The sequence below is a fragment of the Pseudomonas frederiksbergensis genome (assembly GCF_001952935.1).
In the GTDB taxonomy this organism is placed as follows: domain Bacteria; phylum Pseudomonadota; class Gammaproteobacteria; order Pseudomonadales; family Pseudomonadaceae; genus Aquipseudomonas; species Aquipseudomonas frederiksbergensis.
In genome coordinates, this window is record NZ_CP018319.1 from 877929 (window position 1) to 904299 (window position 26371).

The window sequence follows — 26371 nt, forward strand, 5'->3', positions numbered from 1 at the left end:
CCGAAGGCGACTGGACTACCAATCGCCAAGGGTCGATTTTTCGCAGATGCAGCTAGCGAAGCGCACGACACTCAAGATCCTTGAGGTCGGTCAGATCTACCAACTGCTTGCGCATAGGCACGCATGCCAATTGGAGCCCGGAGGGGGAGTTGTAAACAGCTTGGGCGCTTCCGGTGAAGCCACAGCGCTGATAAAAATTTTCAGCATTCAGCGTGGCTTCAAGGTGGATCTCAGCAAGTCCCGCCTTTCGTGCTAAATGCTCAAGATGAGTGACCATCTTTTTACCTATGCCTTGGCCCATGAACTTGGGTAACACGAAGATTGCCTCCAGTTCCCCGCTCTGGAGATTTATCAGCCCTGTAGCCACAGGAAGTCCATTGACGCACGCCAAGTGATAATCTTCTTCCACCCAGGATCTGTATTTATCCGTGAGTGGAACGCAAGTCCAAGCCACCACTTGAGCATTCGTGTAAACGGTGCTGCATTGGTTCTGAATTGCCTGAAAGCGGATATCGAATGCTGCCTCAGCATCACAACGCTCGGCTCGACGAATCTGCAACATCTTCACTCTCCTGAGATAGGCCATTCTGAACGGAGAATGAAAAAGCCCCGTCCATTCCTGGCGGGGCTTTAGTCAATGCACCTAGTACCTACGCGCGCATCACCTTATGGCCCGCCAAAGGCGGTCATCAAGGTGTGCATCATGTTCAGTCGGTAGGTAATAGTCATTGATTTATAGTCGGGGGATTTATCTCGACTGTCAATATTGGCGCCTATAAACCTATGCATGCTGTCGAGCAGGCGTCCACCGGTGTGGCAGCAACTCTGTAATTTCACTCGCCCGATGCGTCGGCAGTCGCATCAGCACATCTTTGAGATAGGCATACGGATCATGCCCATTCATGCGTGCCGACTGGATCAGGCTCATGATGGCCGCCGCCCGTTTGCCGCTTCGTAGCGACCCTGCGAAGAGCCAGTTCTTGCGTCCAAGAGCCCATGGCCGAATCTGATTCTCGGCCCAATTGTTGTCAATGGGTACGGCCCCGTCATCGAGGTAGCGCGATAGCGCTGCCCAGCGTTTCAGGCTGTAATCCAGTGCTTTGCTGATAGCCGAACCTTCGGGCACAAGATCACGCTGGGCGATCATCCAGGCATGCAGCATATCCATCACCGGCACCGCCTTTTCTTGCCGTATTCGACGGCGTAAATCCGGTTTCTGGTATCGGACTTCACTTTCGATTTCGTAAAGCAACTGGATGTAGCGCAGCGCCTGTTCGGCGAGCATGCTCTTGTTGGTGGCATGCAATTCGAAGAACTTGCGCCGTGCATGGGCCATGCAGCCGATCTCGGTCACGCCGAGTTCAAAGCTGGCCTTGTAACCGCCAAAATCATCACACACCAGCTTGCCCTTCCAGTCTTGCAGGAAGTTGCGAGCATGCTCACCGGCGCGGCTGGGGCTGAAGTCGTAGACGACAGCTGCTGTTTCGCAGAATTGGCTGGTGGCGTAGGCCCAGACATAAGAACGGTGGGTTTTCTTCGAGCCTGGCGCGAGCATCTGCACCGGTGTTTCATCCGCGTGGACGACCTCCTGGCCGAGCACTACGTCGCGCAGCGCATCGAACAGAGGCTGCAACTGCACGCCAGTAACGCCAACCCATTGAGCCAACGTTGAACGTGGAATCGCCAAGCCAGCTCGACCAAAGATCGACTCCTGCCGGTAAAGCGGCAGATGGTCAGCAAACTTCGCGATCATGACGTGAGCAAGTAGCCCAGCAGTCGGGATGCCCTTGTCGATGACCTGCGCCGGAACCGGCGCCTGGATCAGCGTTTCGCAGTCATCGCAGACCCACTTGCCACGAACATGACGCTCGACGATGAATACGCCGGGCGTGTAGTCGAGTTTCTCGCTGACGTCCTCACCGATGCGCTTGAGTGCGCAGCCACATGGGCAGTGAGTATTGCCCGGTTCGTGATGGATCAATGTGCGTGGAAACTCTGCCGGCAACGCAGTGCGCTTAGGCTTCCGCTTTTGCTCGGTCGGCGACGGAGCGGCTTGCAAGGCTTGAAGCTCTGCTTCAATCGCCGCGATATCGGTATCGATCAGGTCATCGAGCAAGCTGGCCTGCTGCGGATTCAGCTGCTCGCTGCGCTTGGCAAACTTCAAACGCTTGAGTTGTGCGATCTCGTGGGTCAGCTTCTCGATCACCGTTTGGTCACGGTTGATCTTCTGGCCCATCGTATCAACCGTCTTACCCAGCGTGTCGACTTGATGATCGAGAGTCTCGACACGCTGCATCAACTGCGCCGCCAACGCGCGCAGTTGTTCAGGATTCAGGTGGTCGAGATAGGGGAAAATCATGGTGCCGATTTTGCCAGAGCAGACAATTCGCGGCGATAGAGCGATAGGCTAATGGCAGCCGTTAAAGCAGTGTGATCGCGCTGCCGGAACCCGCGCGCTGCCATGGCAGGCCCAATACCAGGGCATGTAGTTGCTCGGTATCCAACTCCATTTCAGAGCCATGGCGAATGCCTGGCCAGTGGAACTTACCTTGGTTCAACCGGCGAGCAGCCAGCCAGATACCGAAGCCGTCATGCACCAGAACTTTCATACGAGTGGCGCGGCGGTTGGCGAACAGATAAGCACAGTGCGGTTTCGCCGCACCGAACACCGCGATCACTCTGGCCAGCGCAGTCTCGGTGCCTGCGCGCATGTCCATCGGCTCGGTGGCAAGCCAAATGGAGTCAATGCGGATCATCGCAGCAGGTCTCGAAGAAAGTTTGCGCAGGCAGCAGCACTTTCGGTCGGCCAATTCACTTTGACGGCGCCGCGCGGGTGTGGAATTTCGAGACAGATCATGGCTGAGGTGACATCCAGTCGTGACGCCGACGACGGCAATGTCATCGGAATAAAGGCAGGTTGCACGACAACACTATTTTGCGATTGCAGCCGAATCCACTTATGGACGAGATTCGCGTTGAGGCTATGGCTCAGTGCGACATTGGCAATTGAAGCGCCAGGCTGGGCACACTCTTGAATGACCTGGGTCTTGAAGGACTTGGAGTAGGAACGGCGTTGTGGCTGCATGAAATACCCGCTTAAAAGGCTGGAACTGGTGCCCACTTAAATTTAAGTGCACACCATGTCCTGGCTTCGAGGGGCTGGGTAGATGACTTGGCCGGACGCATACATATGTCCCATCCTTTTTCTATAACAGTCTTCTCTCGTCACAAACTCGCCCTACATGCCCTTCTACTCGAAAACCAGGCTTGGTTTTGCGCTCGCGATATCGGGCGCTTGATGGGTATCCATCTGAGCGAACGCATGGTCAACAAACTCGACAAGGATCAGCGTCACGTTTTGTGGATTGAGTATTTCCGGCAACCTGAGAAGCAACTGATGCTCAGCGAATCCGGCGTGTATGCACTGCTGGTGTATCACTACGTTCCGGGGAATCGATTGTTGCGTGAGTGGTTGACTCATCAGGTGGTGCCGGCCCTGCGCGACGCAGAACATTCAGGACATTCAGATCGCCCGATGCTGAGTTTGTTGGATTGGCCGGAAATGTCGTTGAGTTTGTTGCACTGGCAGGATGAAGGTTGGATTCGGCTTCGGGATATGCCGTACCTGTTGCACGATCAGCCGCAACGAATGGTGACGACAGTTAAGCCTTGGTGGCTGTGGTTAGTGCGAGGGTTCAGTCGTCGAAGCGTTCGATGGGTTAGGTGCTTTAGGTGCTGGGTTCATAGGATAGCTTGCGAGATCCGGAGCTATTCGTAGACCATCTTCGTAATCACTCAATATCGTCCGAGGGTTTCAACCCTCGGCAATTGTATGGATATCCAAATGTTGAGTGGTCAGGTACTAGAGGCTTCGGTCGTCTCACAAGTGAATCTCCCTAACTTTCCCGAAGACCTCCTTTTACACCACCTAGCTGACGTTAACTAAATCGTCGAAAACCCAACGCCCATTGAGAAGGACCCTCAGTTGCTCAACGCTCAGTAACTGTTCGGATTTCCTATGAACAACAGCGTGGCAATTTGCACAGAGTGGGATCAAGTCTGTCGCAGGATCCACAACCTGATCCTCGTCAAATTCTGAAATTGGCTTCACGTGATGTACGTGGATAAATCCTTTTGCATGCGAGCCATATGCTTTCTCAAAGTCGAAATCACAGGCTTTGCATCGAAGCCCATGAATTGCGATTGCCTGACGCCTAAGCTTTGGACAGCGCTCATACCTCACACCGTAATAGGTGATTTTTTTCCCTTCAGTCCCAATAATTCTCGTCTCAAACTCGTGTGTAATATCGATTGGGCTGAAGTCGTCGATCTGCTCTGGCTTCAGCACCGCATGAGAGGAGATGCCGTCAAACACCGCCTGGTCAATTAACCGGACCCCGTTACGCCAGTAATTGCTCTTCAGCTTTACAGGAATGTGCTCGAGGTATTCCCCGTTTAGCTTGATCGGAACTGCAGATTCAAAACGTCTGTAGCCATCAATAACAGCGAACAAATCACCTTGCGTGCTGTTCTCATCCGCATAAACCTTTCCTATTCGAGCAACGCCAAAATAATGAGGGTTGGTACTCAGACGCTGATCCGAAAAAGCCTTGTTTGTCATCTTCCCTTTGTAATACAGCACCGCCGTTCCTTCGGTAAGAATCGCTCGGTACTGCTTCGGGAAGTGGTAACAGACTCCGGTTTCGTCGGCCCACTTCGATTCATCATTTTCGGCAATGACAGCTGGCATCCCACTCATCCTCTTATCAGAGGCTGAAGACTACCAAATTTAAAGAAAACTCCTACATGATTGACGGTAAGGTCTCACAGCGAGCTCGAATCAGAAATTTGAGAGCGGTGTTGGCACATGCATCATGCCTCCCCCCTCACAAGGCTATGACGCTGTCTGGAAAATGAAAACGTAGGCGCGACTGATCAGAATTACCAGGTGCGCCATCACGCGCCTCCCGCTATTAATACCCTTCCCCACTCAAGGACCCGAGCACACCATGAAATTCGACCTCGCCTACTGCCTCAGCCTCGACGACAAGCTGTCGATCTATGACGTGCGCGATCTCAATTTCGACGAAACCATGGATTTCGACTCCGCCAAAGAACACTTCCAATGCCCCAACGATGCCTGCCGTTTGGCCTTCGATGCGGCGAATGTGTTGACAACGTTCAACGCCAAAAACGTGAACTACGTGCGCACGCCGCACTTCAAGAACACGCCCAGCACCCGGCATGTTGTGGATTGTCCTTATGTCAGTCTCAAGGCGTCGGCGTCAGGTGTTGACGCGGACGGTGCGGAAACGGATGACAGTCGCGAGGAGCATTTCCCGTCGGAGTTGTTGCTGACGCGACGCGAGTATGTGCGTAAGCCGTCGAACCCGGCGGTGGCGGCTGATGTGATGCGGGACGATCCGAAACCGCCTTCAACGGCCAGTGATGTCGAACACCCGAGTCGCGAATCGGCACCGGACAAGACCAGTGTCTTCGCCCATCCGGTGGAGTGTTTTGTGTCGAACTTCGAGGACAAGGAGTTGCTCAAGCGCATGCCGCTTAAGATTGGCGAGCACACGGCGCCTTATGGGTCGTTCTTCAAGAAGATCGAGTATCTGCAGGACAACAAGGGGCTGATTTACTGGGGCAAGATCAAGGAGATCAAGGATTACACCCAGAGCTTTCGCATCGATTTCGAACAGAAGGTCTGGTTCAAGCAAGCGGACGAGGCGAAGAAGAAGCCTTATTCAGTCAACGTTTACTTGAGCAAGAAGCTGATCGACAACTACCGCAAGCGCAAAGCGTTTCTGGAAGAGATCAAGCACGCCAGTGAGAGCGGGAAAGAGTTGTATTGCTTCTTTTATGGCGTGACGCCGGAGTTGAAACAGGTACCGAGCAAGAAAAACCCCGAGCAGACGTTCGGGGTGTTCAGCGCGAATATTGAGAACCTGGATCACTTTATTATTCGTGAGGCGCCAGGGTTGGCGAGTCAATAGTCATTGGCTCACCCTGCTGGACGTCATTCTGAATTAAACCCTGTTTATAAGGTGGTCTTTGTAAGCTTATGGGGCATGATGGGCCGTAGTGCTTTCCCTGATGTCCAACACCGATGAGTGCCTTATCTTGTGTCAGTGATTCCCCTACTGGTCTGTGACGACTCCAACATGGCCCGCAAGCAGGTGTTACGGGCGCTGCCGGCGGACTGGCCGGTTTCGGTTACCGAGGCAGGTAATGGTCGCGAGGCAATGGAGGCCATACGCCGGGGTTTGGGGCAGGTGGTGCTGCTCGACCTGACCATGCCGGAGATGGATGGTTATCAGGTGTTGAGCGCCCTGCGCACCGAAGGGTTGAAGGCGCAAGTCATCGTGATCTCTGGTGACATTCAGGAAGAAGCGGTGCGCCGCGTGCGTGAGCTGGGCGCGCTGGCGTTCCTGAAAAAGCCTTTCGACGAACACGAGCTGCGCCAGACACTCAGTCAGCTGGGGCTACTGACGGAACCCGGCCAGGCGTCGCTGGGGAGTCGTCCGGCCGCGAACACGGTCATCAGTTTTCACGATGCGTTCCGCGAAACGGTCAACGTTGCCATGGGCGGGGCGGCCGCCCTGATAGCCCAGGTGTTGGGAGTCTTTGTGCAGTTGCCGGTCCCGAACGTGAACATCCTCGAAGTCGGCGAATTGCACATGGCCCTGACCGATGCCAGTAGCAGCCAGCAACTCACGGCCATCTGCCAAGGGTTTATCGGCAGTGGCATCGCCGGCGAAGCCCTGCTGATGTTTCACGACGCGGAAATCGCCGACATCGCGCAGTTGATGCAGCGTCAGAGCAGCGATTATTCGGACCTGGAAATGCTGCTGGACCTCTCCAGCGTTCTGATCGGTGCTTGCCTGTGCAGCATTGCCGAACAGATCGATGTGGTGTTTTCTCAAGGCCATCCGCAGATCCTCGGCCAGCACGCGGCCATCGATGAGCTGATCCGGGTCAATCACAAGCGCTGGAAAAAGACCCTGGCGGTGGAAATCAGCTACAGCCTGGAAGGGCATGATATTCGTTTCGACCTATTGTTGCTGTTCACGGAAGACTCCATCGAGCGGTTAACCCACAAACTCGCCTACTTGATGAACTGAGCCATGAACGAGCCTATCGATCTGAACGAGTTTCACTGGTTGCTGGCGATCGTCCAGAGCATCGATGTCGGTGTGGTGGTGCTCGACCGCGACTACCACGTGCAGGTCTGGAACACCTTCATGGAGAACCGCTCCGGGGTGCAGCCCAAGGATTCCCACAATCAGAATTTCTTCAGTCTGTTTCCTGAAATCGACCGCCAATGGTTCAGCCGCAAGGTGGAAAGCGTCGCTACCCTGGGCACGCCAGCGTTCACTGTCTGGGAGCAGCGCCCGTATCTGGTGCGGTTCAAGAACTATCAGCCGATCACCGGCCAGGAAGAGTTCATGTACCAGAACACCACGCTGTTACCGCTGCGCTCCACCGACGGCAAAATCAACCATATCTGTCTGGTGATCTATGACGTCACCGACGTCGCCACCAACCGGCATCAGCTCCTGGCCGCCAATGCGCAATTGCAGCAACTCTCCAGCACCGATCGGCTGACGGGCCTGTACAACCGCGGTCATTGGGAAGAAAGCCTGAAAGTCGCTTATGCCCGGCACCAGCGTTATGGCAATGCCACCAGCCTGGTGATGCTGGATATCGATCACTTCAAGCGGGTCAACGACACCTATGGTCACCAGGCGGGCGACAAGGTCATCGAGGAAGTCTCCAGGCTGATCCGCGAACATGTGCGCGAAACCGATGTGGCTGGGCGTTATGGCGGTGAAGAGTTCGGCGTGGTGCTTTCGGACACCGACAAGACCGGTGCACAGGTTTTCGCCGAGCGTCTGCGTGAGGCAGTCGAAGGGCTGGAAGTTCAGCACAACGACCAGAGCATCCGTTTCACCATCAGCCTGGGGGTGGCCGACCTGAGCCAGCCCTCGACCAACTACGCCGACCTGATCGCCTGGGCGGACCACGCGCTGTTTGCGTCGAAGAAGGCCGGGCGCAATCGGGTGACGGTGTATGAGTAGATAACATCCTCAACTCTGCGAAAGCGCCCGGCAGATAAGTAATTCAGCGTGGTGGTGAGAAACGAGCGCCTGCTCGCGGTAAAGAGCCGCGGAATATGGCGAAGCATCGTCCGGGAATCGATGAAAAACTACGTCGCCAGCACTCAACTCAGGCACAGGCTGATCATTAGCAGCACCAACAAACCGAAATACACCCGCGCATGCATTCGGTCCGGTATCCGCCCAATCCACGGCGTGGCCAACCGAATCCCCACCAGCGACCCGACCGTCAACACTGCAAACGCCAGCAGATCCACATAACCGACAAACCACCGCCCAAGATCAAACTCGGTAAACCCAGCCATGGCCATGTAAGTCAGTGTCCCGGCCAGCGCCACGGGCAAACTTAGCGGGTTGGCCATGGACGTCGCCTGGGACATGCTCAACCCACAACGCCGCAACAACGGCACGGTCATGACGCTGCCGCCTACGCCGAGAAACGTGGCGATGGTGCCGATTCCTACACCGCCGCCAGACACTTCTGCCCTTCCCAATCGCCGTGGGATGGCGGTGTCTGGCGCTGTAAGAAAGCCGCGTCGCAACAGGCAATCCGCGATGGTCACGCCCAGGTACGCGATGAAGGCATAGCGGATCATCTCGCCACTGGCCCACATCGCCGCGACGGCGCCGACTACCGCGCCCACGCCGATAAACCCGCCCAACGGCCACAGGTAATGACGAATGAGATTACCGGCGCGGCGGTGTTTTCCGGTGGCGATCGCTGCGTTGACGATCATCACGCAGGTCGAGGTTGCCACAGCAATGTGCATCGCCGATTGGCTGACGGGGTCGTCTGTGCCGTGGCTGGTCATGAGCATGCGGTACAGCAATGGCACGACGACGAAACCGCCGCCGAAGCCGAACAGCACGGCGGTGATGCCGGTCATGCAGCCGAAGAGTGCCAGCAGAAGATAGAACATGGAGGTCGTCCGTTGGTTGAGAGCGGTCGACGATAGAGCGATGCGCCTTGGCCTGCTTCAGCAAGTCAGCCAATAATGCTCGCGTTTACGCCAACCGCCGGGGCTGCTCGATGCGCAATGTTTCGATTGATCTGCTGGACCACACGCCACGGCCGGTGGTGGCCATCGGTACGGATTATTCCCACGGCCATTTGTTGCCTCGTCATACACATCGGCGGGCGCAATTGTTATACGGCGCCACCGGGGTGATGCAGGTCAGCACCCACGACGGCAATTGGGTGGTGCCGCCGCAGCGGGCGGTATGGATTCCGGCGGGAGTGGCGCATGAGGTGCTGATGCTGGGGGTGAGCACGCGCAGTTTGTATATCGAGCCGGGGGCGGTGGATCTGGGGGATCGTTGTCAGGTAATCAGCGTTTCGCCGTTGATGCGGCATTTATTGATGGAGGCGGTGGAGATCCCGCTGGCGTATGACGAGTGCGGGCGCGACGGTACGCTGATCGGCTTGCTGCTGCACGAACTGGCGCGCAGCACTCACCTGCCGTTGCACATTCCCCTGCCCGTCGATGCGCGTCTACTAACGTTGTGCCAGGGCTTTGTGCAGCGGCCCGACGCTCATCAGTCGCCACAGCAATGGGCCGATCAGTTGCATATCAGCCTGCGAACTTTCAATCGCCTGTTCCGCCAACAGACGGACCTGAGCTTCAGCCAATGGCGGCAGCGGGCCTGCGTGGTGCTGGCGCTGGCGCGGCTGGTGGTGGGCGAACCGGTGACGCGCATTGCCCTGGATTTTGGCTATGACAGCCCGGCCGCGTTTTCCACGATGTTCCGCCGCGTGCTGGGACAGGCGCCAACGACCTGGCTGGACGGGACGCGATAGAACCGATCAAAAAATGAGTTTGATTCCGGCTCAAAACAACTGTACAAAAACACAGTACATTTTGAATCAGCACTCTTGAGCCCGGAGAACACCATGGCCTCTCTTGCGATGAAAATCACCCTGGAACGTATCGCCCTTTTCCAGTTCACCCCCGCGCATAGCGTTCAGGCCCGAGCGATGCTGGGTTGGAGTGTGGAGGAATTGTCTCGGGAATCCGGGGTTTCGGTGGACGCTATTCAGCGATTTGAGGATGAACGCGATGTGCTGGATGTTACGCGGCTGGCGTTGGCTTATCGGTTTGAATCGGAGGGGTTGGTGTTCTTCCCGGGGTTCGCGCCGGGGCGAGGGATGAATGTGAAAGGGTCGACACCTGATCCGGTGGGGCGGGCGGATTATGCGATGGTTGAGTGAGGTGTCGGCCCGGGCTGCTTGCAAGGAAAGCAGCCCGGCTTCATAACGCTATGCGTTCTGAGGCTCCACCTGATCGCCAACGTTTTCCATCTCCGACCACCAAGCACAACCCCGCTGCGGATACATCAGATTAAACGCCTGCCCCATCTGCGGCGTAGTAATCGACACATTCCGCTCCCAGGCCAACGCCAGAATGCGGTCGAAAGGTTCGTACCAGGCGTGCATCGACAAATCGAACGTGCCGTTGTGGATCGGCAATAACCAGCGACCTTTAAGGTCGATGTGCGCTTGCAAGGTTTGCTCTGGCTGCATGTGCACATGCGGCCACTCAACGTTGTAGGCACCGGTTTCCATGAGTGTCAGGTCGAACGGGCCGTACTGTTCGCCGATGCGTTTGAAGCCGTCGAAATAACCGCTGTCGCCGCTGAAGAAGATTCGCGTGTCACCATCGATCATTACCCACGAGGCCCACAGCGTGCTGTTGCCATCGAACAGACCTCGACCGGAAAAGTGCTGCGAAGGTGTGGCGATGAACTGAATACCGTCGACCTCAGTACCCTGCCACCAGTCCAGTTGCCGGATTTTGCTGGCGTCGATGCCCCATTTGATCAAGGTGTCTCCTACGCCCAGTGGTGTGAGGAAGTACTTGGCCTTGTCCGCCAGTTTGAGCACCGCTTGATAATCGAGGTGGTCGTAGTGATCGTGGGACAGGATCACCGCTTCAATCGGCGGCAGTTCTTCGAGGCTGATCGGCGGCTGGTGAAAGCGCTTGGGGCCGGCCCATTGCACCGGTGAGGCGCGCTCGGCGAAAACCGGGTCGGTGATCCAGAATTTGTCCCGCAGTTTCAGCAGTACGGTGGAATGGCCGAGGCGGTAGACGCTGTGGTTGGGTGCAGCGATCAATGCGGCCTGAGTCAGGGTTTGCACCGGGACAGGCGCCGTCGGGCGGGTGTTACGCGGTTTGTGGAAGATCATGTTCCACATGATGCGCAGGGTTTTGCGAAAGCCTTCGCGCTTTACCAGCGCATGGTTTCGAAAGAGCCCTTCTACCTGGCGGGAAGCTTGCGGCGTAGAGGCGTTATCCGATGGGGAAATTGAAGTGGCCATGACTGAATGACTCCAGGAAAACCACCTGATTCGCAGTTTTCCGCTTGGGACGATAAATGGCCAAGGCACGCACGCATCAGCCGGAGATCTATTGTTCGCTGCGCAGGGTTAACAAAACATTACACTGCACAGTGTAGTTTCAAGGTTGCATCAAAGCCGATCGCAAGTAAACTCCCAAGTGTAATTCTTACCTCTTTCTGCCGAAGCGTACTTATGACAGCTCCACAGCGCCTCACTGACCGAAAACGCGAAGCCATCATTCAGGCGGCGATTGCCGAATTCCGTGCCAACGGCTTCGACATCACCAGCATGGACAAGATCGCCGCCACCGCCGGCGTGTCGAAGCGTACGGTGTACAACCATTTCCCCAGCAAGGAAGAGTTGTTCGCCGAAATCCTCAATCAATTGTGGGCGCGGGTGACGGCAGAACAGGAAACGCCCTACCGCCCTGACCTGCCGCTGCGCGAGCAGATGCGCCGAATGCTGATGGCGAAAATGCAGATGCTGGGCGATGACAATTTTCTCGACCTGGCGCGGGTGGCCATCGCCGCCACCATCCATTCCCCCGAGCGCGCCCAGAATATGGTGTGCCGAATGGGTGAGCGCGAAGAAGGCCTGACCGTGTGGATCCGCGCCGCTCAGGCCGATGGCCGTCTGAAACCGGTCGCCCCCGAATTCGCCGCACAGCAGATTCAGGGGATGCTCAAATCCTTCGCGTTCTGGCCACAGATTTCCATGGGTCTGCCCGGCTTGTCAGCCGAGATGCAGACCACGGTGGTGGAGTCGGCACTGGACATGTTTCTGGCCTGCTATCAGCTCTAATCGCGTTGCAATAAATGACAATGTCCGCTGCCTCGGCGGTGATCGGTGGCGCTGAATAAAACACCGCAATGTGTTTCAGAATGAAACTGGCGCTGGGGCTATAGTGGGCCTCAGTCCCAGCGCCATGCAGAGAGCACCATGACCACCACGACTTCCGGCACCAAACCCGCCCCCGCCCCAGTTGACCACCTGCGCTTTCATCGCCCTCACGCCCACCTGGCGCCCACCTTTGGCAATGACAAGTTTGCACTGCGCGCCGAGGCCTTCGCGCGGTTCTTCGGCACGCCGACCTTTCTCGGGGCGCAGACGCTGATCGTGGTGGTATGGATTTGCCTCAACCTGTTCGGCGTGGCCCACTTCGATCTCTACCCGTTCATCCTGCTCAACCTCGCCTTCAGCCTTCAAGCGGCTTATGCCGCGCCGCTGATCCTGCTGGCCCAGACCCGCCAGGCAGCACGCGACAAAGCCCAATCTGAAGCCGATGCGCTGCACCGCGAAGCACTGGCCGTCGCCAACAGTGAGCGCCAGGCACAAGCGGCGCAGAACACCGCGCAACTGCTGGAGTTACTCGAGCAAAACACCCGGCTCACCGAAATGACCAAGGCCCTCACCGAACGCATCGAAAGCCTGACCTCGGAAATGCATCAGCACTTCGTGCGCAAGGATCAGCCGAAGGTTTAGCGCTCGATCAAGGCAGTCGAAGCGCCCGCCCCAACTCATCGAACAACGTCACCACCGAACGCAAGGCGCGGCAGTCCGGGCGGGTCAGCAACCAGAGTGCCGTGTCATAACCCTGTAGTGGCTCGCTCAACGGCTGCAACCCGTCACCGATGAGGAAATCCGGCAATGCCGCGACACCAAGCCCGGCCCGCACCAGTTCAGTCACCGACAACATGCTGTTGCAGCGATAACCCGGTGTGACGCCGGGCAATTGCTGACGGCGCCAGACTACGGTGGGGTGATCGGGGAGGAAGTCGTCCGGGGCGATCCAGGTCAGCGACGCCAAGTCTTCGGAATCGACGGATTTCAGATACGCCTCACTGGCGCAGACTCGATAGGAAACCTGGGCCACTCGCCGGCCCACCAAGTGCTCGGGCGGTATGCGAGTCAAGCGCAAGGCGATATCGGCATCCCGCCGGCTGAGGTTGGCGAAGTCGTTGGACGTACTCAGCTCGATGGTCAGCGCCGGGTAACCAGGCATGAACTTCGCCAACGCCGGCAGCAACAAGCCTTGCAAGACCGAGTCGGTGCAGGTCAGGCGCACCGTGCCGCTGATGACTTCACCGCCCTGCTCCACCCCAATGCGCGCCGCCTCCAGCGCCTGTTCGGCCCGCTCAGCCTGCTCGGCCAGGGTTTGCGCCAAGGTGGTGGGCAAGTAGCCGGCGCGGCTTTTTTCGAACAGTTGCTGGCCCAGCGCAGCTTCCAGTCGGCGCACGGCGCGAAATACGGTGGAGACATCGACCTTCAACAGCGTAGACGCCCGGGCCAGAGAGCCGCCACGCACCAACGCGAGGATCAGCGACAGGTCGGGGTAATCCAGTCGATAGTGCGTTGATGCATTGATCAATTGGGATAACGCCAATATTGAGTGCGTGAACGCCAATCTATAGTGGGCGCCAGGAATCAACAAGCGTGGAGCGCACTCATGGAAACCCGCCCAATTCGCATCGCCCTGATCGGCGATTACGACTCGCAAGTCACCGCTCACCAGGCGATCCCCATCGCCCTCGGCATGGCCGCTGAACAGGCGAACATCGACGTGCAGTTCCAGTGGTTGGCCACCGACCGTATCAGCGCCGATGCGCCATTGGCTGATTTCGACGGTTTCTGGTGCGTGCCCGCCAGTCCTTACCGCGATATGAACGGTGCATTGCGAGCGATTCGTTTTGCCCGTGAACAGCAACGGCCGTTCCTGGGGACCTGCGGCGGCTTTCAACACGCCGTACTCGAATACGCCCGAAATGTTCTGGGCTGGGACGATGCCGAACACGGTGAAACATCGCCGGATGCGGAACGAGCGTTGCTCACGCCTCTGAGCTGTTCGCTGGTGGAAGCCGTCGACAGCATTCATCTGGTTGAAGGTTCGTTGATCGCCGAGGCGTACGAAAGCGCTGAGATTGTCGAAGGATATCGCTGCCGCTACGGCGTTAATCCAGCGTTCGAACCTGAGTTGTTGAGCCAACAGTTGTGCGCTGTTGGCCATGATGCCTCAGGTGACTTACGGGCGGTGGAACTCAAAGGGCATCCGTTCTTCGTCGCAACACTGTTCCAACCTGAACGCGCAGCGCTCAAGGGCAAGCTGCCGCCGCTGGTCCGTGCGTTGATCGCAGCCTGCAAGGGGCAGAAGTCATGATCGCCAACACTGCGCCAGCGCCTTACTACGCGGTGATTTTTACCTCCCTGCGCACCGACGGTGATCACGGTTACGAGCAGGCCGCCACGCGCATGGTCGAACTGGCCCGTGAGCAACCCGGTTTCCTGGGGGTGGAATCGGCTCGGGGTGAAGACGGGCTCGGGATTACGGTGTCCTACTGGGCCAGCGAAGCGGCGATTCTGGCGTGGAAACATCATCCCGAGCACCGTGAGATTCGCGAGCGCGGGCGGTCGACCTGGTATTCGTCTTGTCATACGCGGGTGTGCAAGGTTGAGCGGGCGTATGCGTTCAACCAGTAAATGATGCGGCGCTCTTCCGGCCGTCTTCGCGAGCAAGCCCGCTCCCACATTTGATCTGTGCATCAACACAAATCCAATGTGGGAGCGGGCTTGCTCGCGAAGAGGCCCGCACAATCACCGCAAAACTCAGCTCTGCACGAGACTGCGAACCGCCGAAATCTCCGGCACTTCCCGCCGATTCATATACACCCGCAACGGCTCGGTGATGTTGATCCGGTCATCGATGTTCTGATCCAGCAACAACTGGATCAGCTCACGCTTGAGCGTCATGGCCTGCGCGGAACCTGGGGCCCAGACGAATTCGCTGGTGGGAATAATGCCGTCGTCAGCCACGTCCATGCCGAAGGAGTCTTCGCTGAAACGAACGATGTACTGGCCGGTCTTGCGATTGAGGCCGACGAAGCCTTTGAGTTGGTCGGCGGCCTGGCAGATGAGCTCGGAAGTGATGCGCATGATAAACCTCACAGAAGGTCGCAAAGGACCGGTGATCGATGGTTTACACGCAGGGCAAGCGAATGGGCGTTCCCTCTGCCGGGGTAACTGCCGCGGCCAAGAGTACTGCAAAGAAGCGCACAAAACTGCTGAAAAAATCTGCCTTAAACACGTTTATGTCGGTCTGGCGATAGCGCAAGCGGCGCTCAGTTGTTAAAAGAGACGTCTTTGAAAACCTGCGAAAGGACCTCGACCATGCCAGTTACCTTCACCAAGAGCGCCCTGTTGCTGAGTCTGATGCTGGGCCTCGGCCAGGCACAGGCCGCCAGCGAGCCAAGCCCCACCGCATTGGCCGCCCGCATGGGCATCCCGCATCCGGCCGTGATCGCTCACCGTGGCGCGTCATTCGATGCCCCGGAATCCACCGTCGCCGCCTACAAACTGGCCCGTGATCTGGGTGCCGACTACCTGGAACTGGACGTGCAACGCAGCAAGGATGGCGTGCTGTTCGCCCTGCACGACGACAACCTGCAACGCACCACCGATGTCGCCAGTAAATTCCCTGAGCGCAAGGACCGCCCTGCCAACGACTTCACTATCGCCGAGCTGAAAACCCTCGATGCCGGCAGCTGGTTCAACGCTGCCTACCCGGATCGCGCGCGTCCTGCGTATGTCGGTCTGAAAATTCTGACCCTCGATGAAATCATCGACATTGCCCAAGGCAATCCGCTGCACAAGCCCGGTCTGTACATTGAAACCAAAGAGCCGAAGCAGTTTCCCGGGATCGAGCGCGACCTCAAGGAAAAACTCCAGGATCGCGGCTGGTTGAGCCCGGCGGGTTCGAAACTGGCGAAGAGCGATCTGGCGGTTGGCCAGGGCAAAGGTAAAGTCGTGCTGCAAACCTTCGAGAAGAGCAGCCTCGAACTGCTCCAGAAGGAAATGCCGACAGTGCCGAAAATCCTCCTGCTGTGGGTCGGCGAAGGCAGCATCGAGCCGAAATCCAAGGTGACGTTTGCCGAGTCCGGCGACAAGGACAAAGCCACCTATTACGCCAAACAGCAACCGAAAGACAAAGCCGAATTCCAGCAATGGGTCGAGTACGCCAAAGCCCAGGGCGCGATCGGCACCGGCCCATCTGCGGCGCTGACCAAGGGTGGCGATCAGAGTTACTCGGACCTGGTGCAACCCTGGATGAACCAGTACACCCACGATCAGGGCTTGTTGGTGCACGTTTACACCGTCGACGATGCCGTGGATTACCAGAAAGTCATGGACGCCGGCGTCGACGGCATCTTCACCAACCGCGCCAGCGAGTTGCTCAAGTTCTACAAACGTCCGGCGGCGGCCAGCGTGGCGCAGTTGCTGCAGAACAACGGTTACTGATGAACGTGGGAACGATCCATACCCAGTCGCGTTCGGAGAATTAAGGGTGGATTAAGTTGCGCCGAATAATCTGATCCCACTTAAACAGATCACCTAAGGAAAGAACCTCATGAAAACCCTGACTGCCCTCTTCACTGCTGCTGCCTTGACCCTCACCGCTGGCCTGGCCCAGGCCGATGTCCGCGTCGACCAGATCCCCGAGCTGGTCAAAAGCGGCAAGATCAAGTCATTGGAATCAATGAACGAGGAGGCTCTGAAACTGCATCCTGGTGCGACCATCACCGACACGGATCTGGATAACCACTTCAATGGCTACGAGTACGAAGTCGAACTGCGCACTGCCGACAGCAAAGAGTTTGACGTGGACTTCGATGCCACCACTGGCAAAGTACTGAGCAACAAGCAAGACAACTGATGCGCAAATAACAAGCCGCACGATCTTCGGATCGTGCGGCTTTTTTGCATCTCAAATTCAGGTAATCAAGTCGCGCCAACGCAGCGGCAGCCCGCTAGAATCACACCAAACTGTTCATTGCAGAGATGGATCGAAATGGGGCAAGCAGCGGCAGCAGATATCGCCACGATCGGCCGGATCAGTGCGGTGCCGGCGATTCTTCAAGTGATCCGTGAACTGACGGGCCTGCGCTTCGTCGCCGTGGCCCGGGTCACCGAAGATTCATGGACGGCGTGTGCGGTGCTCGACCAGCTGAATTTCGGTCTACAGGTCGGCGGGGAGCTGGATCTTGCCACGACCCTGTGCCACGAAATTCGTCAGGCGCATCATTCGGTGGTCATCGACAAGGCCAGCGAAGACCCGCTTTACCGCGATCACCACACCCCTCGTCTCTATCAGTTCGAAAGCTACATCGCCGTGCCGGTTTTCCGCACCGACGGACGCTTTTTCGGCACCATCTGCGCCCTTGACCCCAACCCTGCGCCGCTCAAATCCAGCACGATCCAGAGCACCATGGAATCCTTCGCCCGGATGCTGGCGTTGCAAATCGAGGCCGAAGAAAACCTGCAAAAGACCGAAGCAGCGCTGAACCAGGAACGGGAAACCGCCGAGCTGCGCGAACAGTTCATTGCCGTGCTCGGGCATGATCTGCGCAACCCTTTGTTCGCCATCAGCGCCGGTGCCGAAATGCTCCTGCGCAAACTCCCTGATGAGGCGAATCTGAAGCGGGCCCGGCACATTCTTACCAGCGCCCGTCGTGCGACCAAACTGGTCGATGACGTTCTGGATTTCGCTCGCGGCGCTTTGGGCAGTGGCATTTCAGTGAACATCGAGCCGTGCCCGGATCTTGAGGATGCATTGCGGCATGTGATTTCAGAGATTCAGAGCGTTCATCCCGACCGCACCATAACCTCGTCTATCGGCGACCTGCGCAACATTCATTGTGATCGCGAGCGGGTCGCGCAATTACTCTCCAATCTGGTGGCGAACGCGGTTGCTCACGGCGAGCACGATAGTCCGATCGAAATCAGCGCGCAGATCAACGAAGGACAGTTCGTGCTGAGCGTGAAAAACCAGGGCCTGATTGCCGAGGATGCGCGGCCCTATCTGTTCCGGCCCTACGCGCGACCGGCCAGCGGAGCACCGCAGACCGGCCTCGGGTTGGGGTTGTACATTGCCAGTCAGATTGCTCGGTCCCATGGCGGAAAACTGGACGTGGTCTCGACCGAGCAACAGGGCACGACGTTTACTTTCAGCTTGCCGGTGTGATCTGCCAGGCTCGAATCACTTGACCATAATGATCAACGGCTTGGAGCGCCAGATTCGGTCGTCTCTGACAACCTCATAAAAGGTAGTCACCAAACCCGGTGTGATGAAGGTTTCCTTCACATAGAAATGCACAGGGTTTACTTCTTCAATCACGGTGATCTCATGCGTAAAAACTGTTTCAGTGCCTGCGTTGGTGATCCATACCACCTCAAGATGATCCCCTTCGCTCAAACCCTGTTTGCCAGGGACATACGCCCGCAGACCGGGAGCCGAGGGTAAAGACACCTCACCCTCATACTCCTGACCGTCGACCGGCGTCATACTCGGGATCGTCAGTTTTTCCAACACTTCAAGCGTAGACATGGGAACACTCCTTATCGGGATAATCGCGCCATTGCGCTGACCCGATCATCAAGCCGTCAGGAATGCGTCCCGTCTACTGTCAGAAGTAACAGGTACCCTCTAAATCAACGGGCTTGAAGCGTCGAGTCTGACCAACGGTCATGCCTGTTGAACGGGATATCAGGCCGAAGTGCTGACGATTGTGTAACGACTCGGTAAGCAAACCGATACACAGCCCTTCCGTTACGCGCTTAAACGCGCTGTCACTTCATTCAACTGCCCCGACAACCCGTGAAGGTTGTGGCTGGCCGCTTCGGTGCGCTGCACGTTGTCCAGATTGGTGCTGGCGATACTGGTGATTTCGGTGAGGTTGCGCGAGATGTCTTCGGCCACCGACGTCTGCTCTTCCGCGGCAGTGGCGATCTGGCGGTTCATGTCGCGGATGGCTTCCACGGCAAGGGTGATGCGCTCCAGCATGACGCCGGCCTGAGTCACTTGCTCGACACTTTCCTCGCTGCGCGACTGACCGCTTTCAATCGCCAGAGCGGCGTCCACCGCGCCGGTTTGCACCGTTTGAATGATCTGGTTGATCTCAATGATCGACGCCGCCGTACGCTGGGCCAGGCTGCGGACTTCATCCGCCACCACCGCAAAACCGCGCCCGGCTTCACCGGCACGGGCTGCTTCGATGGCGGCGTTGAGCGCCAGCAGATTGGTCTGCTCGGCGATGCCGCGAATCACCTCCAGTACCTTGCCGATGCGCCCACTGTCGGTTTCCAGACGACGGATGACCGTGGCGGTATTGGCGATTTCGCCGCGCATTTGGGTGATGGTGTGAATGGTGCCCTGCATGACTTTTTCGCCTTGCTGGGCGGACTGGTCGGCATCATCGGCGGCGCGTGCCGCATCGGCGGCGTGACGTGCGACTTCTTGCGCGGTAGCGGACATTTCGTTCATCGCCGTGGCCACCTGATCGGTGCGGTTGAACTGCTCGTTAGTGCCGCTGGCCATCAGGGTTGCGATGGAATTCAGTTCACCGCTGGCGCTGTCCAGATCCGAGGCGCTGCGCTGCAAACGGTTGAAGGTTTCGGCAAGAAAATCGCGCAGGGTATTGGCGGCTATCGCCAGTTTTCCCAGTTCGTCCTGACGGGTGCTGGCCACGCGTTCGGCGAAACGCCCCTGGCTGAGTTGCGCCACGTACTCGATCAGTTTGCGAATCGGTTCGACCAGGTTGCGGTTGACCAGCCACAGGCTCAACAACCCGATCAACAGCCCCGAGGCGAGCATCACTATGATCCCCAGCAACACGGTGCGGTCGGCGTCGGCGCTGATCAGCTTCGATTGCTCGGCCCCTTGCTTGCGTAACTCACTGACCAACTCACTCATCTGATCGCTGGTTGCGCGGTCGACACCTTTGACCGCCGTATCACCAGCCGTTGGGTCGGCGCCTGCCGCCACGTAGGCGTCACGGCCCTTCCGATAAGCCGCGCCCAACAGACGATGTTCGTCCCGCAGGCGTTCGATGCGCGTCTTGAGTGACGGCTCGATACCCTTCTGCCCGGCCAGTTCACCGAGGATGCCCTGCACATCGCGCTGACGGTCTTCGAATTGCTTCCAGTATTTGTCCAGATCCGCAGGCTGCTTGCCGCGTAGCAGAACGTTTTTCCACTCTTGTACCTGCACCTTGAATTGCAGGTTGGCTTCATCGATCAATTGCGAGGTGTGCAGCGGGCCTTCGATCAGATTCGCGTAGTTCTGAACACCGCTGGAAAGAAAGTGAAAGCAGGCCAGGGCGATCAACAGCATCGCGAACAGGCTGCCGCTCAGCAGGGCGAGAATTTGCGCTCTCAAGGACTTTTGCAAAAACATCGGAAGGTACTCATGACAGGAATGAGGCACGCCGGGCGAGGCGTGAAAGAAGTCCGGACATCCCTGTCTGCGACCTTGGCCAGTGGTCAAAGCCGTGCGAGTTAACGTAGGCAAGATCGGCGGGCCAGAGCGGTTCTTTAACCAATTCCGACCGTCGGTAGCGCCATCATTTCGCCTCCACCGCCTTGTCACAAAACGGTCAAAACTCCTTGCAATGATGCGGTTCAAGTGAACCTGTGAAACCCGCAACAGGCGCCTCCTCACAGCGAGACCCCATGAACCACAGCATCGACCAACGTCATCGCGACACCGACCTGTTCGGTCTGCTGTACGGTTTCAGTTTTCGCCCCGGCGAGCGCGGCCGCGAGCTCGATTCGGCCAAGGCGTTGCAGTGCCTGCAACAACCCGGCGACAACGACGAATTTCTCTGGCTGCACCTGAACCTGGCCCACGCCGCATGCGAGCGCTGGATGAAAAGCCATCTGCAATTGCCCGATGAATTTTTCGAAGCACTGCATGAAGGTTCGCGTTCGACGCGTATCGAGCATGTGGATTCGGCGTTGCTGGCGGTGGTCAACGACGTGGTGTTCAACCTCAGCAGCATGGTGTCGTCCGATGTTTCGACCTTGTGGGTTTGCGCCCGCAGTCGGCTGATCGTCAGCGCACGGCTGCAACCGCTGCACTCGGTGGACAAGCTGCGCTCGTCGGTGAAGGCCGGTGAGTGCTTTCGCTCGCCACTGGAATTGCTGGTGCATCTGCTGCGCGATCAGGGGGAAGTGCTGACCCAGATCGTGCGCAAGACCAGCCTCAGTGTCGATCAGATCGAAGATGAGTTGCTGTCTTCGCGGCTGTCGACCAACCGGGCTGAGCTGGGTGCCAACCGACGGGTGCTGGTGCGCTTGCAACGCTTGCTGGCGCTGGAGCCGGGCTCGTTGCTGCGCCTGCTCAATCGCCCGCCGCAGTGGTTGCAAAAGGAAGACGTCAAGGAGCTTCGCAAGTCCACCGAGGAGTTCGCGCTGATCATCAACGACCTCACGGCGTTGGGCGAACGGATCAAGCTGTTGCAGGAAGAAATAGCCGCCAACCTCAACGAACAGAGCAACCGCACGCTGTTCACCCTGACCGTAGTCACGGTGCTGGCGTTGCCGATCAATATCATCGCCGGGTTCTTTGGCATGAACGTCGGTGGGGTGCCGCTTTCCGGCGACCCGGAAGGGTTCTGGATTCTGGTGGCATTGGTCGCGACGTTTACCGTGATCGCCGGGCGTTGGGCGTTTCGTAAGCGCCAGGATTATTGAGCCTCTACCTTGATCGTTCCCACGCTCTGCGTGGGAATGCATCCATTGACGCTCCGCGTCAACGCTGGACGCAGAGCGTCCGGGGCGGCATTCCCACGCGGAGCGTGGGAACGATCAGTATGGGGACGGACGGCATTAGCAAGAAACCCAAACACTGATCCAGCGCAGCCTCTCTGTAACATTCAGCAACGATCATGGGCGACATTCCTTCTCTCCTCAGGATTGTCCGTCATGGCGACTCCTTCCTTCTCCGCCGCCCAGGCGCCCACCAGTAGCTCCAAACCTCAACTCGATAAAAAGCCCAGCCTGCTGACCCTCGTGATTTTCTTCGCGGTGCTGGGCAGCGGGTTGTTGTTCACCGCCTACAGCCTGATGCACGACATGAACGAACTCGGCACCGTGGTGACCACCTGGACGCCGTTTCTGCTGTTGGGCGTGGCGCTGCTGATTGCCCTCGGCTTTGAATTCGTCAACGGTTTCCACGACACCGCCAACGCCGTGGCCACGGTGATTTACACCAACTCCTTGCCGCCGAATTTCGCGGTGGCCTGGTCCGGGTTCTTCAACTTCCTGGGGGTGCTGCTGTCCAGCGGCGCGGTGGCGTTCGGCATCATCGCCCTGCTGCCGGTGGAGCTGATTCTGCAAGTCGGTTCTTCCGCTGGTTTCGCGATGATCTTCGCCCTATTGATCGCCGCGATCCTGTGGAACCTCGGCACCTGGTGGCTGGGTTTACCGGCGTCTTCGTCGCACACCCTGATTGGCTCGATCATTGGCGTCGGCGTGGCCAATGCCCTGATGCACGGCCGCGACGGCACCAGCGGCGTGGACTGGGCGCAGGCAACCAAAGTCGGCTATGCGCTATTGCTGTCGCCGCTGATCGGCTTCGCGTTTGCCGCGCTGTTGCTGCTGGCCTTACGTGCTTTCGTGAAGAATCGTGCGCTGTATAAAGCGCCCAAGGGCGACACTCCGCCACCGTGGTGGATTCGCGGCATTTTGATCCTGACGTGCACCGGCGTGTCCTTCGCCCACGGCTCCAACGACGGCCAAAAAGGCATGGGCCTGATCATGCTGATTCTGGTCGGCACGCTGCCGATGGCTTACGCGCTGAACCGCACCATGCCGGCCGACCAGGCACTGCAGTTTGCCGCCGTGGCCGAAGTCACCCAGCAAGCGCTGGTCAAAAATGCGCCGTTGCCAGAGCCGACCGACCCGCGCGCGGTGCTGTCCGAATACATGCGCAGCAAGGAAGCCTCACCGCAACTGATCCCCGCCCTGGCCGCGTTGACCGGCACTATCGGGAGTGAAGTGAAGGGCTACGGCTCGCTCGCAAAGGTCCCGGCCGAGGCCATGGGCAACGTGCGTAACGACATGTACCTGACCAGCGAAACCATTCGCCTGATGGACAAGAACAAGGTCGGCAACTTCGACGCCGATACCCACGGCAAGCTGCAACTGTTCAAGCAGCAGATCGACAACGCCACGCGGTTCATTCCATTGTGGGTGAAAATCGCAGTGGCCATCGCTCTGGGGCTGGGCACCATGGTCGGCTGGAAACGTATCGTGGTGACGGTCGGCGAGAAGATCGGCAAGACCCACCTGACATATGCACAAGGCGCCTCGGCGGAAACCGTCGCGATGCTGACCATCGGCGCGGCGGACATGTTCGGTCTGCCGGTGTCGACCACTCACGTACTGTCTTCGGGGGTGGCCGGGACCATGGTCGCCAACGGCGGCGGCTTGCAGATGAAGACCATCCGCAACCTGCTGATGGCCTGGGTGCTGACCTTGCCGGCGGCGATTCTGTTGTCGGGCAGTTTGTATTGGCTGTTCACCCAATTGTTCTGATCTGATCAATTTTTTAACTTTCCCGGCTCGTTCCTGAGCCGGTTTTTTTTGTCCGAAAAAGCATTTCGTCGCAAATTCAGGGGATTGCGTTTTTATTATTGCCCCACCCTCCAGGTAACACTTCAGTTTGCTAACGTGTGGCCGACTCTTAAGAGACTCGATGTATTCAGGAGTGAAATCGTGAATCTGTATATCAATCAGCTTCAGCAGAAAGCTGAATTCAAAGAAGCCATCTACGCCGGCGACATTTTCCTGAACACTCAGCTGTGCGCCGCCAAAGAGCTGTGTGCGTTCGCCCAGGAAAGCATCACCGCTGCCTTCGACGGCGAGACCAACCACCAGGCTCTGCACACGCTGATGCCGGTGGAAGAATTCGTGGTGTTGGTGACCCGCCTCAAGGGCCAGTTCACCAATAGCCAGCGCGCCAAGGACCTGATCCAGTCATTTATCGACGAGATCGGTATCGACCCGCGTGACTACATTTTCGACGTGCCGCGTATTCGCGTGGTGCCGAATTATGATTACTTGCACGCGGGTGTCAGCTACGCCTACAAACCTCATCGCGACACCTGGTACGGCGGCGTCGATTGCCAGATCAACACCTGGATGCCGGTTCACACCATCAGCTCCGACCAGACCATGATGATCAACGCTGGCTACTTCGACGTGCCGGTGAAGAACACCTCCAGCGAATGGAGCCTCAACGACTGGATCAACAATCAGCGGCACAACGCCAAGGACAACCTCAAAGAGGAAGTCCGTGTGCACCCGGTTCCGCTGGAGGCGATCAACACCGCGTCTGAAGTGCGCATCGCCGGCAACACCGGTGAGATGCTGATTTTCTCCGGCTCGCACCTGCACGGCACCGTGGCCAACCACACAGATCAAACCCGCTTCAGCGTGGATTTTCGCCTGATGCATCTCGACGACCTCAAGCACAAGCGTGGCGCGATCAACGTCGACAGCGCCTGCCCTGACGTCGGCGCCGGTTTCAAAGACTATTTCCACGCCCACGACTTTTCGAATTTCCAAGGAATCCAGCAATGACCAAGCGTCGCATCACAGCCGCCGAGGCCCAGTACAACGAAACTCGTGCCAACGTTCTGAAACGTGTCGATGCCGAATACGTGGCTGACGCGCCGTACGTCTTCGCCAACCGCATCGGCGTGACCGCGGCGCTGTCGCGCATGGAACTGTTCAAGAAAGTCGCCGAAATACCGGGTGCGATCATCGAGTGCGGCGTGTACAAGGGCAACTCGCTGATGCTCTATATGCACCTGTCGATGATTCTCGAGCCATACGCGATCAACCGTTCGATCATTGGTTTCGACACCTTCGAAGGTTTCCAGAGCATCGACAAAAAAGAAGACCCGGCCGACGTCAACGAGACCATGTTCTCCGACACCGATCAGTCGCTGATTCAGGACATGATCGACGCCAACGACCTGCTGCGCCCGGTCAACCGCATACCGCGATGCGAACTGGTCAAAGGCGATATCGTCAAGACCGTGCCCGAGTGGGTCAAGACCCGTCCGGACCTGGTCGTGGCCATGCTGATCCTCGACACCGACCTGTACGAGTCGACCAAAGTCGCGCTGGAAACCTTCCTGCCATACATGCCAAAAGGCGCGATCGTGGTGCTCGATGAAGTCGCTTACCGCAACTTCCCGGGCGAAACCAAGGCCCTGCGCGAAGTACTCGACCTGAACAAGATCGAACTCAAGCGTTTGCCGTTTGACAGCTGCGTAGGTTACTTCCACGTTTAACCATCAACATGGACGCTGACGGCGGCACGGTGCGTGATAACGGCGACGTGAACAGCCATGTCGCCGGAAATACCGCGTTGGGGCGCGTTGGTCAGCCGGATGAAATCGGTGCTGTGATTGCGCTGTTGCTGGCGTCGGGCAGTCAGTGGATCAACGCGTGGAAGCGTCGGCTGGGGTGTTTTTATAAACTCCAGATCAAAAGATCGCAGCCTCGCTTCACTCGACAGCTCCTACAGGGATCGCATTCCAATGTAGGGGCTGTCGAGTGAAACGAGGCTGCGATCTTGCTTTTAAGCTTCGTAAGACTGGCGCATGACAAACCGCTCGCGTACCACGTCATACCCCCAGTGGTAGACATAGGTGTAAGGCAGGAAAAACAGCAGCACGCCAATATCCAGCACGAACGCTTGCCACAGGCTGACCTTCAGCCACCAGGCAATCAACGGCACACCCACCGCAACCAGACCGCCTTCGAACAACAGCGCATGGACTACACGTACCCAGGCGTTGCGCACCAGGTTGTAGTGTTTGAGCGCGCGGTCGAACAATCCGTTGAAGATCACGTTCCAGGCCAGGGCAAGTGCCGCGATAGCCATGGTCACGACGCCCATGTCGAGCAGCGGTTTGTCCATGATCCACGCCAGCAACGGGGTACAGATCAGGATGGCCAACAATTCGAAACCAATGGCCTGGAAAATACGTTCGGTGATGGATTTGTTGACGCTCATGGCCAGACTCCTCTAAGTGACTGTGGTTGCCATGATCTTTCTTCACATCGA

At 57.7% G+C, this 26371-nt stretch carries 28 protein-coding genes and 2 pseudogenes; 18 read left to right on the top strand and 12 right to left on the bottom strand.

Translation table 11 applies throughout. From position 1 onward, the window contains the following. Positions 1-52 precede the first annotated feature (52 nt). The 4 genes from PFAS1_RS04385 to tnpA form a co-directional block, all read right to left on the bottom strand. Positions 53-562, bottom strand: coding sequence for a GNAT family N-acetyltransferase (locus PFAS1_RS04385; protein ID WP_076028324.1), 510 nt, complete (start codon positions 560-562; stop codon positions 53-55). A 219-nt stretch (positions 563-781) separates the two neighbouring features. Beyond that, positions 782-2359 (bottom strand): IS66 family transposase, encoded by a 1578-nt coding sequence (tnpC, locus tag PFAS1_RS04390; RefSeq protein WP_076028325.1) that lies wholly within the window; start codon positions 2357-2359, stop codon positions 782-784. Positions 2360-2420: 61 nt separating this feature from the next. Beyond that, entirely contained in the window at positions 2421-2756 is a 336-nt protein-coding gene (gene tnpB, locus PFAS1_RS29855) for an IS66 family insertion sequence element accessory protein TnpB (RefSeq protein WP_076028326.1), read from the bottom strand. After that, on the bottom strand, positions 2753-3085 hold the full coding sequence (gene tnpA, locus PFAS1_RS04400; RefSeq protein WP_076028327.1) for an IS66-like element accessory protein TnpA: 333 nt from the start codon (positions 3083-3085) through the stop codon (positions 2753-2755). The genes tnpB and tnpA overlap by 4 nt, the downstream gene beginning before the upstream one ends. A gap of 105 nt (positions 3086-3190) precedes the next feature. Between tnpA and PFAS1_RS04410 the strand changes: the two are divergent. Then, a pseudogene (locus PFAS1_RS04410) lies at positions 3191-3723 on the top strand (BRO-N domain-containing protein). A 205-nt stretch (positions 3724-3928) separates the two neighbouring features. Here the strand turns inward: PFAS1_RS04410 and PFAS1_RS04415 are convergent. Beyond that, positions 3929-4750 carry an HNH endonuclease gene (locus PFAS1_RS04415; RefSeq protein WP_076028328.1) on the bottom strand — a complete coding sequence of 274 codons (822 nt, stop codon included), beginning with the start codon at positions 4748-4750 and terminating at the stop codon, positions 3929-3931. A 259-nt stretch (positions 4751-5009) separates the two neighbouring features. Here PFAS1_RS04415 and PFAS1_RS04420 point away from each other — a divergent pair, with 259 nt between their 5' ends. From PFAS1_RS04420 to PFAS1_RS04430, 3 genes are all read left to right on the top strand, one after another. Continuing rightward, positions 5010-5999 carry a hypothetical protein gene (locus PFAS1_RS04420; protein ID WP_076028329.1) on the top strand — a complete coding sequence of 330 codons (990 nt, stop codon included), beginning with the start codon at positions 5010-5012 and terminating at the stop codon, positions 5997-5999. A gap of 168 nt (positions 6000-6167) precedes the next feature. Further along, positions 6168-7127: a response regulator gene (locus PFAS1_RS04425; RefSeq protein WP_232252203.1), complete on the top strand. Its 960-nt coding sequence runs from the start codon at positions 6168-6170 to the stop codon at positions 7125-7127. Positions 7128-7130: 3 nt separating this feature from the next. Then, a complete protein-coding gene (locus tag PFAS1_RS04430) occupies positions 7131-8084 on the top strand; it encodes a sensor domain-containing diguanylate cyclase (RefSeq protein WP_076028331.1) in 954 nt (317 codons plus the stop codon). 143 nt (positions 8085-8227) lie between these two features. Here PFAS1_RS04430 and PFAS1_RS04435 read toward each other — a convergent pair whose 3' ends face one another. After that, complete coding sequence (locus PFAS1_RS04435; protein WP_076028332.1) at positions 8228-9043, bottom strand: sulfite exporter TauE/SafE family protein; 816 nt, start codon at positions 9041-9043, stop codon at positions 8228-8230. Positions 9044-9153: 110 nt separating this feature from the next. Between PFAS1_RS04435 and PFAS1_RS04440 the strand changes: the two genes are divergently transcribed. Next, positions 9154-9921 carry an AraC family transcriptional regulator gene (locus PFAS1_RS04440; RefSeq protein WP_076031488.1) on the top strand — a complete coding sequence of 256 codons (768 nt, stop codon included), beginning with the start codon at positions 9154-9156 and terminating at the stop codon, positions 9919-9921. 93 nt (positions 9922-10014) lie between these two features. Next, positions 10015-10332, top strand: coding sequence for a helix-turn-helix domain-containing protein (locus PFAS1_RS04445; protein ID WP_033056760.1), 318 nt, complete (start codon positions 10015-10017; stop codon positions 10330-10332). A 48-nt stretch (positions 10333-10380) separates the two neighbouring features. Here the strand turns inward: PFAS1_RS04445 and PFAS1_RS04450 are convergent, their stop codons facing one another. After that, a complete protein-coding gene (locus PFAS1_RS04450; RefSeq protein WP_076028333.1) occupies positions 10381-11439 on the bottom strand; it encodes an MBL fold metallo-hydrolase in 1059 nt (352 codons plus the stop codon). A gap of 213 nt (positions 11440-11652) precedes the next feature. Here PFAS1_RS04450 and PFAS1_RS04455 point away from each other — a divergent pair, with 213 nt between their 5' ends. Continuing rightward, entirely contained in the window at positions 11653-12261 is a 609-nt protein-coding gene (locus tag PFAS1_RS04455) for a TetR/AcrR family transcriptional regulator (protein WP_076028334.1), read from the top strand. Positions 12262-12399: 138 nt separating this feature from the next. After that, positions 12400-12942: a DUF1003 domain-containing protein gene (locus tag PFAS1_RS04460; protein WP_074879264.1), complete on the top strand. Its 543-nt coding sequence runs from the start codon at positions 12400-12402 to the stop codon at positions 12940-12942. Positions 12943-12949: 7 nt separating this feature from the next. Here the strand turns inward: PFAS1_RS04460 and PFAS1_RS04465 are convergent, their stop codons facing one another. Then, complete coding sequence (locus PFAS1_RS04465) at positions 12950-13891, bottom strand: LysR family transcriptional regulator (protein WP_076028335.1); 942 nt, start codon at positions 13889-13891, stop codon at positions 12950-12952. Between the two features lie 15 nt (positions 13892-13906). Between PFAS1_RS04465 and PFAS1_RS04470 the strand changes: the two genes are divergently transcribed. Continuing rightward, complete coding sequence (locus PFAS1_RS04470) at positions 13907-14614, top strand: CTP synthase C-terminal region-related (seleno)protein (RefSeq protein WP_076028336.1); 708 nt, start codon at positions 13907-13909, stop codon at positions 14612-14614. Further along, entirely contained in the window at positions 14611-14934 is a 324-nt protein-coding gene (locus tag PFAS1_RS04475) for an antibiotic biosynthesis monooxygenase family protein (protein ID WP_074879269.1), read from the top strand. The genes PFAS1_RS04470 and PFAS1_RS04475 overlap by 4 nt, the downstream gene beginning before the upstream one ends. A gap of 126 nt (positions 14935-15060) precedes the next feature. On the opposite strand, the gene PFAS1_RS04480 is transcribed toward PFAS1_RS04475, so the two are convergent. Continuing rightward, on the bottom strand, positions 15061-15387 hold the full coding sequence (locus PFAS1_RS04480; protein ID WP_076028337.1) for a DUF2025 family protein: 327 nt from the start codon (positions 15385-15387) through the stop codon (positions 15061-15063). A gap of 234 nt (positions 15388-15621) precedes the next feature. Here PFAS1_RS04480 and PFAS1_RS04485 point away from each other — a divergent pair, with 234 nt between their 5' ends. From PFAS1_RS04485 to PFAS1_RS04495, 3 genes are all read left to right on the top strand, one after another. Then, positions 15622-16749, top strand: a complete 1128-nt coding sequence (locus tag PFAS1_RS04485; protein ID WP_076028338.1) for a glycerophosphodiester phosphodiesterase — start codon at positions 15622-15624, stop codon at positions 16747-16749. Positions 16750-16858: 109 nt separating this feature from the next. Continuing rightward, positions 16859-17164: a PepSY domain-containing protein gene (locus PFAS1_RS04490; RefSeq protein ID WP_076028339.1), complete on the top strand. Its 306-nt coding sequence runs from the start codon at positions 16859-16861 to the stop codon at positions 17162-17164. 135 nt (positions 17165-17299) lie between these two features. Next, positions 17300-18472 (top strand): GAF domain-containing sensor histidine kinase, encoded by a 1173-nt coding sequence (locus PFAS1_RS04495; RefSeq protein WP_076028340.1) that lies wholly within the window; start codon positions 17300-17302, stop codon positions 18470-18472. 15 nt (positions 18473-18487) lie between these two features. On the opposite strand, the gene PFAS1_RS04500 is transcribed toward PFAS1_RS04495, so the two are convergent. After that, on the bottom strand, positions 18488-18835 hold the full coding sequence (locus PFAS1_RS04500; protein ID WP_076028341.1) for a hypothetical protein: 348 nt from the start codon (positions 18833-18835) through the stop codon (positions 18488-18490). Positions 18836-19057: 222 nt separating this feature from the next. Next, positions 19058-20683: a methyl-accepting chemotaxis protein gene (locus tag PFAS1_RS04505; protein ID WP_074879280.1), complete on the bottom strand. Its 1626-nt coding sequence runs from the start codon at positions 20681-20683 to the stop codon at positions 19058-19060. Between the two features lie 275 nt (positions 20684-20958). Here PFAS1_RS04505 and PFAS1_RS04510 point away from each other — a divergent pair, with 275 nt between their 5' ends. The 5 genes and pseudogenes from PFAS1_RS04510 to PFAS1_RS04530 all read left to right on the top strand — a co-directional run. Beyond that, on the top strand, positions 20959-21981 hold the full coding sequence (locus tag PFAS1_RS04510) for a transporter (protein WP_074879282.1): 1023 nt from the start codon (positions 20959-20961) through the stop codon (positions 21979-21981). 231 nt (positions 21982-22212) lie between these two features. After that, a complete protein-coding gene (locus PFAS1_RS04515; RefSeq protein WP_076028342.1) occupies positions 22213-23826 on the top strand; it encodes an inorganic phosphate transporter in 1614 nt (537 codons plus the stop codon). 180 nt (positions 23827-24006) lie between these two features. Continuing rightward, positions 24007-24873 (top strand): 2OG-Fe(II) oxygenase family protein, encoded by an 867-nt coding sequence (locus PFAS1_RS04520; RefSeq protein WP_076028343.1) that lies wholly within the window; start codon positions 24007-24009, stop codon positions 24871-24873. Then, on the top strand, positions 24870-25592 hold the full coding sequence (locus PFAS1_RS04525; protein WP_076028344.1) for a TylF/MycF/NovP-related O-methyltransferase: 723 nt from the start codon (positions 24870-24872) through the stop codon (positions 25590-25592). Before PFAS1_RS04520 ends, PFAS1_RS04525 begins: the two co-directional genes overlap by 4 nt. A 2-nt stretch (positions 25593-25594) precedes the next feature. Then, positions 25595-25779: pseudogene (locus tag PFAS1_RS04530) on the top strand (short-chain dehydrogenase); the annotation flags it as partial. A gap of 103 nt (positions 25780-25882) precedes the next feature. Here PFAS1_RS04530 and PFAS1_RS04535 read toward each other — a convergent pair. After that, positions 25883-26320, bottom strand: coding sequence for a multidrug/biocide efflux PACE transporter (locus tag PFAS1_RS04535; protein ID WP_076028345.1), 438 nt, complete (start codon positions 26318-26320; stop codon positions 25883-25885). Positions 26321-26371 lie beyond the last annotated feature (51 nt).